Source organism: Alkalimarinus coralli (assembly GCF_023650515.1).
In the GTDB taxonomy this organism is placed as follows: domain Bacteria; phylum Pseudomonadota; class Gammaproteobacteria; order Pseudomonadales; family Oleiphilaceae; genus Alkalimarinus; species Alkalimarinus coralli.
Map to the genome: position 1 here is coordinate 2,730,001 of NZ_CP096016.1, position 13,126 is coordinate 2,743,126.

Here is a 13,126-nt window from a genome sequence, read left to right on the forward strand (position 1 = left end):
TTCTGATTGAGCTTTTCAGCCATTTCTGGAATAACCACAACCGTCCCCCTTCCTTCGCGTAGCAGCTTTCTAATATTAATTTCATCACTGGCCGCATTATCATCAACAGGAATCCCAAGCTTATTGAGGTCTGCAACGACTGAGTACCCCCTGGGAGCTCTTACTGGACGAGGGATATCTTCAATATTATTATCAAATTCGAAACTGTCATTGCTCATCGTGACAATTACATACTCTACCTGCATCACCCTGTGCGGAGACTTTCCAGCCAGCGAAGCATCATCAGGATATTTGAGAAAAGCAGCTCGATCATCGTTATAAGATGCGGTAGCAACAGCATCAACCCGGCCCTGGCTGGCTTCTCTGAGACAACGCTTCCAGGGCATAGCAACAAATACCAAAGGCATACCTATTCGACCTGATGCATGCTTAATGATATCTATATGTATACCGCTGGCGGCGCCATACTTAACAAATGTAAATGGGTACCACTCGCTTTCATCAAGACACACCCTGATCACACCACCCGCCATTGACGGTACGGAAAAACTAAAGAGCAGTAGTACGACGCTTAACACATTCGCAACTAAGCGCTGAGACAACAAGCAAATCATATCGTTATACAGCCCATAAAATTTGGAGACCCTATTCATAATACTAGTTCAGAGGCAATAAATTAACAGGCCACTTCCAAGCCTGAGAGCGCTCGCTAGCATTAACTAATATCATTTATATATCGTTTTATTCTTTCCAGACTGTTGATTTTCTAATTTATCTCATGAAAGAATAGGCGCACTAAAATAATGATAAGTGCTGAGTGCCAGGATTGCCCGTACTAACTAATACAAAAGAACATGGACAGTCGGAACTATAAGTCCCACTTTTATGATAAGTATACTGACGAAAGCATTTGCCAATTACCATTCCTGTTTTTTGCATGCCGTTACACTATTCTTAACTAAGCAGTCTGGCGCTATTTCTCCGCGCTCACATAAATCAATTACCGCCAAGTTAGTGCTCGCGGAAGTACACGACGAGTAGATACTCTTCCCCTGTTAATTGTTAGCAATACCTCTAAATACAATAAATAAGTACAAACCAGATTTATTGTCTATCCTTATTTAGAAGATATAAAGCAATTAATACGCTGTATACAGGCAATTTGAACATTGCCATCAAATAAAATAATCGCTACAAATAACATACTTTTTGCAGATAAATAAACCTGATAGTTCAGGAGAAATTTATGGGAGAAATCGCTCCCCTTATAGTTAATGATGTTCACAAAACCTTTGGCACACTTGAGGTGTTAAAAGGCATATCGCTTGAAACTCAAAAAGGCGATGTAATATCGCTTATAGGCTCATCAGGATCTGGAAAAAGCACTTTCTTGAGATGCATTAACTTACTTGAAACACCTACATCGGGAGAAATAATTGTCCACGGCGAACAGTTAAAGTTCAAAACAGACAAAAAGGGTATTCGAGTGCCTGCTGACCCGAGGCAGGTCGAGAAAATGAGAGCGCGTCTATCAATGGTGTTCCAAGGTTTCAACCTATGGTCTCACATGACGGTACTGGAAAATATCATCGAAGCCCCCGTCAATGTACTGGGAATACCCAAGAAAGAAGCGATAGAGAAAGCCGCATCCTTACTTAATAAAGTTGGCATCTACGAAAGACGGGACTACTACCCTGCCCAAATGTCAGGGGGCCAGCAGCAAAGAGCCGCAATAGCCAGAGCGCTAGCTATGGAACCTGAGGTATTACTGTTTGATGAGCCAACCTCAGCCCTTGACCCCGAGCTGGTCGGAGAAGTCTTGAAAGTAATGCGAAGCCTGGCGGAAGAAGGCCGCACAATGATCGTAGTGACTCATGAAATGGCTTTTGCAAAAGATGTTTCATCCCAAGTTTTGTTTCTCCACCAAGGTCTAATCGAGGAACAAGGCACGCCATCAAAGGTGTTTGATAATCCAGATTCTGAACGGATGCAGCAGTTTCTTGCTCCCAAATATTAACGTTATCCAGATTAAACGCTAACAGACTGATTAATAGGAAAAAGAAGTAATAAAGCAACACTGATAAAACAATCGATAAAAGGGGTTAATAATGAAAAAACTGATCATCGCTGTCTCTTGTATGCTGGCTTTAGCCGCTGGGTCACTTCACGCAAAGGACTGGAAAGAAGTTCGTATCGCGGTCGACATACCTTACGAACCATTTGAATTTAAGGCTGCAGACGGTACCCTCACAGGCTTTGAAATAGATTTAGGGAACGCAGTATGTGCTGAAATTGGCGCAAAATGCGAGTGGATTCCACAAGCATGGGACGGAATTATTCCAGGTCTATTGGCCCGCAAGTATGATGCAATAATGTCATCAATGTCCATCACCGAAGAGCGCGCTAAAAAAGTTCTCTTTTCAGAGGGTTATTACAATACACCATCTGGCTGGTTCGCTAAAAAAGGCGCTAACCTGAATACCTCAGACAAAAATGCCATGAAAGGCAAAAAAGTAGGCGTTCAGCGTGGCACTCTTCAAGATAACTATGTTACCGATAACCTCGGCGATGTGGTCGAAGTAAAAAGATACACTACCGCAGATGACCTGGTTCTTGACCTCACTGGCGGACGCCTAGACGTGGTATTTCTTGACTACCCAGTGGGAGAGAAAACAATCCTTACCAATAGCGACTATGAAACAGTTGGTGACACCATTCCAGTTGGGGACGGTATCGGCGTAGCGTTTCGCAAGCGCGATAAAGAACTGGCAAACAAGTTCAACAAAGCGCTGAAGAAGCTTAAAGAAGATGGCACATATGACAAGATTATGAAGAAGTACTTTACCTACAATATCAAGATCTAAATTTACACAATCAAAGCCAGAGCTAATACACCACTCTAGCTCTGGCTGGATTATTGAGGGGGCATTATTTTGTTGCCCCAAAAATCTTTAACCTTAGCGGTGTATGACTATGCTTGATCTTCATGGATACGGCCCATCCATATTAAAAGGAGCCGTTCTAACCGTTGAGGTAGCAATACTTTCCTTGCTATTGGCTATCATTCTTGGCCTTTTGGGGGCGATGGCCAAGCTATCTCCAAACCCTGTATTCAAAGGTATCGCGACCGTATATACAACGCTTATTCGTGGAGTTCCCGACCTTGTGTTAATGATGCTGATATTTTTCGGCGGGCAAATGTTGATGAACAACGTTTCCGACTGGATAAACGACACATTTGACTCGGACATATGGATAAACGTAAACGAATTCACCGCAGGCGTCATTACTATTGGGTTTATATTTGGCGCTTATATGGCGGAAACCTTCCGAGGCGCATTTCAGTCCGTCGAACTTGGGCAAATTGAAGCGGGAAAAGCCTATGGGATGACTCCCTGGCAGATATTCAGCCGTATTATGTTTCCGCAGATGATGAGACATGCTCTTCCGGGTATTGGTAATAACTGGTTGGTTTTGCTGAAAACAACAGCCCTGGTTTCAGTTATAGGCCTCTCTGACATGGTACGCCTTGCCTCAGAGGCGGCGAAAGCGACACACGAACCATTTCGCTTTCTGCTCCCGGTTATACTTGGCTTCTTACTGATGACCGCCTTTTCTGAGTGGGGGCTGAAAAAGCTCGAACAAAAATACAGCGCTGGCGTAGTGAAAGGATAGACCATGCTTGAACAACTAAATCACTTACTGGCTCAGAACGAAATATTTAATCCGACCACGCTGGCTCATTACTGGGGTGGTTTCGTTATCACTGTTCAATTGGTATTCTTTGCCCTGGTACTGGGGGCAATTCTTGCACTACCGTTAGGCATACTGCGAACATCCAGCAACCCTTGGATCAGCAAACCTATCTGGCTTTATGTTTACATCTTTCGTGGCACACCACTTATCGTCCAACTCTTTCTTATTTACTACGGCACCTCTCAAATTGACAGCATCAAGGGCACCTGGCTTTGGGATAATGTGCTAAGTGAAGCATTTTACCCTTGCCTAATCGCCTTTGTGCTAAACACCGCAGCCTATACAACCGAGATTATCCGGGGCGCAATCGAGAATACTCCCAAGGGAGAGATTGAAGCAGCTAAAGCCTATGGTATGTCCTGGACAGTAAGTATGCGGCGAGTAATACTGCCCAGTGCATTTCGCCGCGCTTTACCTGCGTACGCCAATGAAGTGATATTTATGCTACACGCCAGTGCAATTGCCAGCGTTGTCACAATTGTCGATCTCACGGGTGCCGCACGAGATATTTATTCTCGTTATTATGCGCCTTTTGATGCGTTTTTATTTGTTGCGGCCATCTACTTATGCATCACATTTGCATTAATATTCGGTTTTCGCCATCTTGAAAGTAAACTGTTAGCACACTTAAAGCCACTGTCATGACAGACATAGAAAAGAGCGGTCATGGCAGACATAGAAAAGAGCGATCATGACAGACATAGAAAAGAGCGCAAAAAAAGCACTTTTTGGCCATAGCACTGACTTTCTCAGCCATACACTGGAAAACGCCAGGCAGGAAGTCGAGCCACGTACAACCCTGTTGAAGGATGGTTCTAAAGCCATTTTACACGCGCTCGGCATTCTGGAGTTCATTCCTGCGACAAATAACAACAGTATTAAACCAACAAAACTAATTTTATCTGCTGGTATCCACGGCAACGAAACAGCACCAATCGAATTTTGTAATACCCTGATTAACGAAGTGCTTGAGGATCAGTACCCAATTAAAGTTCCGACACTGTTTATATTGGGTAACCCTCAGGCAATGGTCGAAGGTAAACGGTTTATCGAACACAATCTCAACCGGCTGTTCTGTGGGCTCCATAAATCTGAATCATATTGCAATTCAATTGAAGGAAAAAGAGCCGCACTCATTGAGCAATATGTAGACTTGTTTGTTAACCAAGGTGGTAAACACTCACAAGACGAATACCCTGTTAATCACTACGACCTTCATACCGCTATCCGTGATTCGGTCTTTGAAAGATTTGCGATTTATCCTTATGTCGCAGGCCGCGAAACGAACCCGGTACAACTTCAGTTTCTAGCTTTTAGTGATATAGAAGCATTTTTGTTTCAAACAACGCCAGCAACCACTTTTTCTTCCCATACTGCTGAAAACTACGATGCTGAAAGCTTTACCGTAGAACTCGGCAAGGTGAGACCTTTTGGCCACAATATAGATTATAAATATCGAGCTATCACTGAGAACCTGCGACTTCGGTTGCAAGGAAGCTGGCCTCAGCCAAGAAGACCTGAGCACCGGGTTCAGTGTTTTATCGCAACTCATGAGATCATAAACACAGGTAAAGATTTTCAGTTGTTTATCCCTGAAGATGTCAGCAATTTCAGAGAGTATCCAAAAGGCAGTTTAATTTGGCAGGATAAAGAACAGAGCTATCGAGTGAAGGATCAGGTTGAGTATATCGTGTTTCCCAATAGCAAAGTCGGCGTCGGCCAACGTGCAGGAATAATGCTTAGGCTGGTTGATATGGGGCAGACGCCAGGCCAACCCTCTACCCCGGTGCTTCATTAGACGCGGCACACCAGTACCAGACTAGCGCCATTCTGTGCTATTAAGCAACGATGATGACTTGGCAAGTCTTCGTGATGCTTTGACAGAGGGGTGCAGCCAACCTGCCCCCTCTATCAACATCTGCTGCTATTTCTGAAATGGATAGATGGAACCTAACTGGAGAATTTGAGTTAACTCGTCCAGGGCCGCTTCTGACTCTCTCAACAACGCGATATCTGCAAGATCATCTGCTGTTAATCGATCCCGGTAGTGCTTATCTACCCATTGATTCAGTGTTTCAAACAACTGGTCAGACATCATCACATGAGGGTTCACCGCAGCCTGTTCTTCTTCAGTTAATACAACACGTAAGCGCAGGCAGGCAGGCCCTCCACCATTCTGCATACTCTGCTTAAGATCAAACATTTCTACCTGGTTAATTGGCCCACCGGATGCAACTAACTGATCCAGGAAAGATGAAACAGAGGCCACCTCTTTACACTCGGTAGGCACAATCAACATCATTGAACCATCAGGCTTGGACAATAGCTGGCTATTAAACAGGTAAGAGCGAACAACCTCGTCAACGGTAACATCCCCACTGGAGACTTTAACAGGGGTTAGTGACGCACCTTTTAGCTTTCTGTCTAATTCCGAAAGTACGTGTTCAGTATCTGAAAACGCTTCTTCATGGTAGAACAACACATTGCCATTCCCAACAGCAATCACATCGTTGTGAAACACCCCGGCATCAATGGTGGATGGTTTTTGCTGCGCGAAAACAACTCTGTCTTCAGGTAGCTGATGAAGCCTTGCAATGGCCTCAGAAGCTTCTAAGGTTTGGCGCGCTGGATACTTGTCCGGCTTGGGTGCCGCCTCGTCAAATGCTCTTCGTCCATATACAAAAAACTCAACGCCTTCATTGCCGTAATCAGAGCAAAAACGCGTGTGATTAGCGGCCCCCTCGTCGCCAAATTGAGAGACCGAAGGTAATGCCGCATGATGCGCAAAATAGCGCTCATCACCAAAAGTGGCTTTCATAATGCTAGACGTCAGTTCGTGCTCAATCGAACGATGGAACTTGGCATTCAGGTTGGCGGCAGTAAAGTGAACTTTTCCGTCTAAGGTATCGGCACTCGGTGAAACCGTAACGGCATTAGCTGTCCACATACAGGATGCGGAAGACACCGCCGCCAGTAATACAGGTGAAACCCGACTTACCTCGGCCAGTACTTTTTCATCATTACCGGAAAACCCCAACGACCTCAAGACGTCTGTATTCGGCCGATGGTGAGGAGCCAAGATGCCTTGTTTAAACCCCATATCCTGAAGGGCTTTCATTTTTTTAAGCCCTTGTTTGGCCGCCTCTTTAGGGTTTGATACAGCCATCACATTTTCTTCAGAGGCGACATTACCGTAGGACAATCCACTATAGTTGTGAGTTGGCCCAACCAAACCATCGAAGTTGAGTTCATGTGCTGCCATATATTACCTACCTTTTTACTGTTCTTGCGTTTTTTGGTCTAAGTTTACAACCAGCGTCCTGTTAGGACATATCAAGCCCTGGGGATAACTGAGCGGGCAATGAAGCGTGTTCATCTTCGACCGATGCCATTGGGTAGGCACAATAGTCCGCCGCATAGTATGCACTTGGCCGATGGTTGCCACTCGCGCCAATTCCGCCAAATGGCGCTGCACTGCTGGCGCCGGTAATCGGCTTGTTCCAGTTGACTATTCCTGCTCGAATTTCATCAATGAACTGCTCATATAAGGCTCGATCATCACTGATCAGACCTGCAGAGAGACCAAAACTGGTTTGATTCGCAATATCAATAGCCTGCTCAAAACGGCTATAGCGAATAACTTTCAGCAATGGACCAAAGTGCTCTTCGTCTGGAAAATCTGGGACATTGGTTACATCCAGAATGCCCGGCGTTAGCATCGCGGCATCCGCCTTTATCTGCTGCATGCTCAAAATAGCCTTTGCGCCTGATTCAAGTAACGATTTTTGGGCATCGAGTAACCCTTGGGCGGCATCAAGCGAAATAAGCGCCCCCATAAACGGCTGATCTTCTGCGTCATAAGCATCAACCTTCAGGCGACTAGCGACATCCGCCAAACGTTCAATAAACGCATCACCCTCTTCCCCCTCCGGCACTAACAACCTTCTGGCGCAGGTACAGCGCTGTCCGGCTGATACAAATGCAGACATAATCGTGTGATGTACAGCTGCGTCCAAGTTAGCTGGATTATCGACAATGAGAGGGTTATTGCCTCCCATTTCCAGCGCCAATATCTTGTCTGGGCGGCCCGCAAACTGCTTATGCAGAATATGACCAGTGCCAGAGCTACCGGTGAAAAACAGGCCATCTATCTGCTCATGCGCAGCCAATGCTAGCCCTGTCTCCTTAGCCCCTTGAACCAGGTTCAACACACCAGAGGGAAGGCCTGCCTGATCCCACAATTTAACCGTTTCTTCCGCCACCATTGGCGTCAGCTCGCTCGGTTTAAAAATCACCGTATTACCGGAAATTAACGCCGGGACAATATGGCCATTAGGCAGATGACCGGGGAAATTATAAGGGCCAAAAACCGCCACCACACCATGGGGCCTGTGACGTAACACGGTATGGCCCGCTGCCGAGTCGTTCTCTTGTGTTCCGGTTCTCTCCTCATAGGCATTAATCGATATCTCTATTTTGCCGATCATCGCCGCAACTTCGGTTCGAGACTCCCACAATGGTTTACCCGTTTCTTTGCCAATACATTGGGCAAGGTGCTCTTTGTTGTCGCCCAATAGCGAAGCAAAACGTCGAACAATATCTTTTCGCTCTTCAATTGAACGTTTTTTCCAGCTGGCAAAAGCCGTTCGCGCAGCAGTCACGGCATTATCAACATCGTTCTCTGTAGCGGATCTCCCAGACCACACTTTCTGCTGAGAAACCGGGCAGATTGAGTCAAGGGTTGCACCTTGCCCCTCTTTCCACTCACCATTGATATAAAGCTGTCCTGATGCTGAGCTATTGTCTATATTCACTTCATTATTCAAAATAGTTACCTCTTCAATTCTCTTAAGCTGACAGCACGTAGCACGTCCCCGGAGCAAACTTGCAACTGCTCTGCGAGTTCAACCGAAACATCAATGGTATCTTGTCTTATGGCAGACCCAGGAACGAGTGCGACACGGAAGTTTGAGAATGACCTGTTAGAGACAAGATAAAGCGACTTGTCCACCCCGCTGGCCTCTTTAGGGTTTTTAACGATTTGAGCATGGCGTTTAAAACTCTCTCTCACTGCTCGAATATTGTTCACAAACGCTTCGATCGCAGGGCCACCATCAAAAATATCGATAAAACCGTTAAAATTAAAACCTTCTGATTCAAGCATTGCTCGGGCAGGCTCTGTATTCTCATGAACCTTGCCGACTACCTCTTGCGCCTCTTTACTTAAAAACGGCAGATAAATGGGGTGCTTAGGCATTAACTCTGCAATAAATGCTTTGCCCCCTACGCCCGTTAGATAATCTGCACGAGAAAATTCCATAGTAAAGAATTTCTTGCCCAGCGCTTCCCAAAATGGAGAGTGGCCCTGATCATCGGAATAACCTCGCATCTCAGCAAAAACTTTGTCACTAAACATTTCAGGAAAGTCAGCTAAAAATAAAAACCGGCTTTTTGACAACAGCAAACCATTGCTGTCTTTTCGATAGTCAGCATCAAGAAACAGCGAACAGACTTCTGAGCAGCCTGTTAAGTCATTCGTTAAATACAATGTCGGTGTCTGGTTATGAACACCCAATTCTGTCGATGCATTCACCGTTGTACTAATTCGATAGTTGTACCAAACCTCTTCAAGCCCGACCTGAGACTCAATACCACAGACACCAACAACTTTTTTGCTGTCTGTATCTTCCAGCACAAACATGTATTTTGCGTGCGGCGCATCAACTTTTTTGGCAAATGCTTTCTCGGCTTTGTCTATTTTGGTTTGCAGCAGATCCGGGTTATCCGGCAGAGACGTCACTCCAAAGCCGGTATTTTTTGCCAAGTGGCAAAGATCCGTAAAATCATCTCCATTAATTGGACGAATGATCATCATTGCACTCACCTCCCATCAATTTGTGCCGCTTTCGCTTGGCTCTCAATTTTATACATACGTCATATATCCACTATTGACCGCTGCATCACCTGCCCGAAGCAATCAGCTCAAAGCGGCGCAAATGTTATTCGCTCGTTTTCAGATACATTGAGGTTTTTAGCAAGCGCCTGGTTGATGCGAATAACATCACCAATACCATCCGTTAGCTGTCCAACAACACACCTGAAATCTGAGAAGGCTCCGTTGCAGATAAGATACTTGACACCTCCTCGAGTCGACTCGCTGATCCTGACGGTTTTGGACTGCAAGCTTTTCACTGTGTTTAAATGCTTCACGGGGGCTTCCAGCGTTGGCCCACCGTCAAAAATATCAATATGTTTGCCTACCCGGAACCCTTCGCGATGGAGCAACTGACAGTTTTTCTCTGCTAGAGGGTGAGGCGTTCCAACCGCAGCTTGTGCGGCATCAGAAAGCAAAGGAACATAAATCGGGTGGGACGGCATTAGCTCTGCAATAAATGTTTTGCTCTTGATACCGGAGTAATAGTCCGCCGTTGCAAAGTCCATATCAAAAAAGTGACGACCAAGGCTATCCCAAAAAGGATATTCGCCATCTTCATCGCTAACACCCTGTATTTCAATGATAATGTCTTCATTGAAGCGCTCTTTGAATAACCCGATCAACAGTAACCTTGAGCGCGATAACAGCTCAAAATAGTCTGTGTTCCGGTATTCGCTGGCAATAGTCAGCGAACAAAAGAGTGTTTTTCCCGTTAGCTCATGGGTCATGTACAGAACGGGAATATGGTTATTCACATGAAGCTGATGAGAAGAGTGAATCAACTCATCTTGTCTGTAGTTATAAAAAGGTTGCCCGTTGCCAGCACAGCGGTCTATGCCCGCCGTGCCCAGCACTTCCCCGGTCTCGGCATTTTCCATAACCAGCAAGAACTGCTCTTTGCCGTCCATCGACTCATCGCCCGCAAATGAGCGAGTCGATGCGTCGATTTTTTCACTAAGCTTATCTCGCTGCTGCGGAAGCGTGGATATCTTTGCACTGTTATGGTTAGCCAGCTTTTCAATACTGGCTAAATCCGAGAAAGTACTGGGTCTGACAATCAACATATCACCTCTCCAATCAATTCTTGCGGAAAATTACGCAACGCCCACTAGCCAGCAACCTTAGCGACTGCGCGTTCAAATCGTGCCAACCCTTCTTTAATTTCCTCATCAGTGATCACCAAAGAGGGGGTAAAACGGATGACGTTGGGCCCTGCGACCAAAACCATAACCTTTTCCAGCTGGGCAGCATTCAAAAAGTCTTTAGCCTTGCCTTGCCACTTTTCGTTGAGGGCAGCACCAATTAATAGCCCTGCGCTACGAACCTCTTCCAGGATCGAATACTTGTCATTGATCGCATTCAGCCCATCAACAAATAATTTGTTTTTCGCTTTAACCCCATAGAGTACTTCAGGCTCTGCAACAATATTGATGACGGCTTCACTCACCGCACAGGCTAGAGGGTTACCACCGTAAGTGCTGCCGTGAGTACCAATCACTAAACTCTTCGCGATTTCGGTGGTGGTTAACATTGCGCCAATAGGAAAACCGCCACCCAACGCTTTAGCGGTCGTTAAAATATCAGGCGTCACACCGTAGTTCATGTAAGCATACAAGGCACCGGTTCGCCCTACGCCTGTTTGGACTTCATCAAAAATAAGTAACGCATTATGCTTGTCACACAGTGCTCGAACCCCCTCAATAAATGCCTGAGTAGCCGGTACGATGCCGCCTTCGCCTTCAATCGGCTCCATAATAACGGCACAGGTTTTGTCTGATATTGTTGCTGCCAACGCGTCCAGGTCGTTGTAATCAACATGACTAATACCGCCGGGAACGGGCTCAAATCCTTCTCGGTATTTTGCTTGGCCGCCAACAGAAACGGTAAACAGTGTTCGGCCATGAAAGCTGTTGTTAAACGCTATAATTTCGTTCTTCTCAACGCCGCCATTTTGCTCTGCTGGAAACTTTTCCCACGCATAACGTCGAGCGAGCTTCAAGGCAGCTTCATTGGCTTCAGCGCCAGAGTTGGCATAAAAGACTTTATCTGCAAAAGTGAGCTCGGTTAGATGCTGAGCCAAGCGAATGGCTGGCTCATTTGTAAGTACGTTGCTTAAATGCCAGAGCTTCTCGCCCTGACTCTTCAGAGCGCCTACCAGTGCTGGATGTGCATGCCCTAGAACGTTAACAGCAATGCCACCTGCAAAATCAATATACTCTTCTCCGTTCTGATCCCACAGTTTACTCCCTTCACCGCGAACAGGGATTACTTTACCGGGTGCGTAATTCGGAACCATTACGTCATCAAACATTTCGCGGGTTACTGTTTTCTGATTTGTCATGCCAGCCTCACTAGAATAATTACCAACAAAACGCCCAACCTCCAGCCGTTTTGTAATCAACAGTGAGTATTCTAGTCTGGCTTTAAGGCGAAGGTTTGTAGATATGCGACACGGTGTTTCGAAATAAGGACAGGGTAGACTAAAGTGCTAGGAATGAAGTGTGGTGATCGCTTCACCATACACAACTAAATGACAGAGCGGCCGCCACTGACGTGTACGCCGCTCAAAAGACAAGGCAGGTGCAACTAGGTTTTCAAGGTGCAAATAGGTTTAAAGGTACAGTTAGGTTTAAAGATACAATTAGGTTTTAAATTCAGATGCTAACTGTTGCAGCTGGCTGGCGAGCATTGCCTGCTCATGAGCCGCGGCAGAAATTTGCTCTCCCCCTGTTGCGGCATGCTGGCTTTTGTCACCAATGGATTGCATTTTCTGTGCAATATCCTCACTGACTGCAACTTGCTGCTCGGTAGCCGCTGCAATCTGTGTTGTCATATCAGATATTCTGGTGTTGGCGGCAGCAATATTCAGTAGTGTTTTTTCAACTTCGCTCATCAATAAAACACTGCCATCAACATTTGCACGGCTCTCATTCATTTGCTCAAATGCCTTGGTACTGTCACTTTGAAACTGCTGAATCATCGCTTCAATTTCTGCGGTAGATTCCTGAGTTCGCTGCGCCAGCGTTCTTACTTCATCAGCCACCACCGCAAAACCACGTCCCTGCTCACCTGCCCTGGCTACTTCTATTGCCGCATTCAACGCGAGCAGATTGGTTTGCTCTGCAATACCTTTGATAACATTGATTACCGCAGAGATATTTTTTCAGTGATAAAAATACGGTGATCACGGTGACCAGTAACGACAGCACCAGCCAAAACGTAAAAGTCGAATGACTACTGTTATCAACATCGTCAGCAAACTTAAGCAGGGCTTCAGACAAGCTGTCTTCTCGCTACGTCATCAACATTATTTGCCGCATCACTCTTCTTCCAAAGCCCCACCAAAGTAGAAATCGAAAAGAAAAGGGCACAACTGAGCGGTATTAACACCATCGCTGCTAGCTTAAACTTAACTGAATATTTCACGTTAGTTAC

The 13,126-nt window shown here is 45.8% G+C and carries 12 protein-coding genes (1 of these 12 cut by a window edge); 5 read left to right on the top strand and 7 right to left on the bottom strand.

The features are described 5' to 3' along the window. On the bottom strand, positions 1-602 hold the 5' portion of the coding sequence (locus MY523_RS12140) for a substrate-binding periplasmic protein (protein WP_250654962.1). Its footprint begins 187 nt before the window's first position; only the first 602 of its 789 coding nucleotides appear in the window; its start codon is at positions 600-602; the stop codon falls past the left edge of the window. Between the two features lie 644 nt (positions 603-1,246). Here MY523_RS12140 and MY523_RS12145 point away from each other — a divergent pair. From MY523_RS12145 to astE, 5 genes are all read left to right on the top strand, one after another. Beyond that, positions 1,247-2,017, top strand: a complete 771-nt coding sequence (locus MY523_RS12145) for an ABC transporter ATP-binding protein (protein ID WP_250654963.1) — start codon at positions 1,247-1,249, stop codon at positions 2,015-2,017. A 91-nt stretch (positions 2,018-2,108) separates the two neighbouring features. Beyond that, a complete protein-coding gene (locus tag MY523_RS12150) occupies positions 2,109-2,864 on the top strand; it encodes an ABC transporter substrate-binding protein (RefSeq protein ID WP_250654964.1) in 756 nt (251 codons plus the stop codon). Positions 2,865-2,973: 109 nt separating this feature from the next. Further along, positions 2,974-3,675, top strand: coding sequence for an ABC transporter permease (locus MY523_RS12155; RefSeq protein WP_250654965.1), 702 nt, complete (start codon positions 2,974-2,976; stop codon positions 3,673-3,675). A 3-nt stretch (positions 3,676-3,678) separates the two neighbouring features. Further along, entirely contained in the window at positions 3,679-4,401 is a 723-nt protein-coding gene (locus MY523_RS12160; RefSeq protein ID WP_250654966.1) for an ABC transporter permease, read from the top strand. A gap of 46 nt (positions 4,402-4,447) precedes the next feature. Continuing rightward, positions 4,448-5,554 carry a succinylglutamate desuccinylase gene (gene astE, locus MY523_RS12165; RefSeq protein ID WP_250654967.1) on the top strand — a complete coding sequence of 369 codons (1,107 nt, stop codon included), beginning with the start codon at positions 4,448-4,450 and terminating at the stop codon, positions 5,552-5,554. A 126-nt stretch (positions 5,555-5,680) separates the two neighbouring features. Here astE and astB read toward each other — a convergent pair whose 3' ends face one another. From astB to MY523_RS12195, 6 genes are all read right to left on the bottom strand, one after another. Beyond that, positions 5,681-7,018, bottom strand: a complete 1,338-nt coding sequence (gene astB / locus MY523_RS12170) for an N-succinylarginine dihydrolase (RefSeq protein WP_250654968.1) — start codon at positions 7,016-7,018, stop codon at positions 5,681-5,683. 61 nt (positions 7,019-7,079) lie between these two features. Further along, a complete protein-coding gene (astD, locus tag MY523_RS12175) occupies positions 7,080-8,582 on the bottom strand; it encodes a succinylglutamate-semialdehyde dehydrogenase (protein WP_250654969.1) in 1,503 nt (500 codons plus the stop codon). Positions 8,583-8,587: 5 nt separating this feature from the next. Continuing rightward, entirely contained in the window at positions 8,588-9,631 is a 1,044-nt protein-coding gene (gene astA, locus MY523_RS12180; RefSeq protein WP_250654970.1) for an arginine N-succinyltransferase, read from the bottom strand. Between the two features lie 107 nt (positions 9,632-9,738). Continuing rightward, complete coding sequence (aruF, locus tag MY523_RS12185; protein ID WP_250654971.1) at positions 9,739-10,755, bottom strand: arginine/ornithine succinyltransferase subunit alpha; 1,017 nt, start codon at positions 10,753-10,755, stop codon at positions 9,739-9,741. Between the two features lie 44 nt (positions 10,756-10,799). After that, positions 10,800-12,032: an aspartate aminotransferase family protein gene (locus MY523_RS12190; protein WP_250654972.1), complete on the bottom strand. Its 1,233-nt coding sequence runs from the start codon at positions 12,030-12,032 to the stop codon at positions 10,800-10,802. Between the two features lie 300 nt (positions 12,033-12,332). Beyond that, on the bottom strand, positions 12,333-12,848 hold the full coding sequence (locus tag MY523_RS12195; RefSeq protein ID WP_256470535.1) for a methyl-accepting chemotaxis protein: 516 nt from the start codon (positions 12,846-12,848) through the stop codon (positions 12,333-12,335). Positions 12,849-13,126 lie beyond the last annotated feature (278 nt).

Coding starts and splice junctions, on each gene's coding strand:
- astE (WP_250654967.1), top strand. CDS start 4,448: ATGACAGACATAGAAAAGAGCGCAAAAAAAGCACTTTTTGGCCATAGC.
- MY523_RS12155 (WP_250654965.1), top strand. CDS start 2,974: ATGCTTGATCTTCATGGATACGGCCCATCCATATTAAAAGGAGCCGTT.
- MY523_RS12190 (WP_250654972.1), bottom strand. CDS start 12,032: ATGACAAATCAGAAAACAGTAACCCGCGAAATGTTTGATGACGTAATG.
- astB (WP_250654968.1), bottom strand. CDS start 7,018: ATGGCAGCACATGAACTCAACTTCGATGGTTTGGTTGGGCCAACTCAC.
- MY523_RS12150 (WP_250654964.1), top strand. CDS start 2,109: ATGAAAAAACTGATCATCGCTGTCTCTTGTATGCTGGCTTTAGCCGCT.
- aruF (WP_250654971.1), bottom strand. CDS start 10,755: ATGTTGATTGTCAGACCCAGTACTTTCTCGGATTTAGCCAGTATTGAA.
- MY523_RS12160 (WP_250654966.1), top strand. CDS start 3,679: ATGCTTGAACAACTAAATCACTTACTGGCTCAGAACGAAATATTTAAT.
- MY523_RS12145 (WP_250654963.1), top strand. CDS start 1,247: ATGGGAGAAATCGCTCCCCTTATAGTTAATGATGTTCACAAAACCTTT.
- astA (WP_250654970.1), bottom strand. CDS start 9,631: ATGATGATCATTCGTCCAATTAATGGAGATGATTTTACGGATCTTTGC.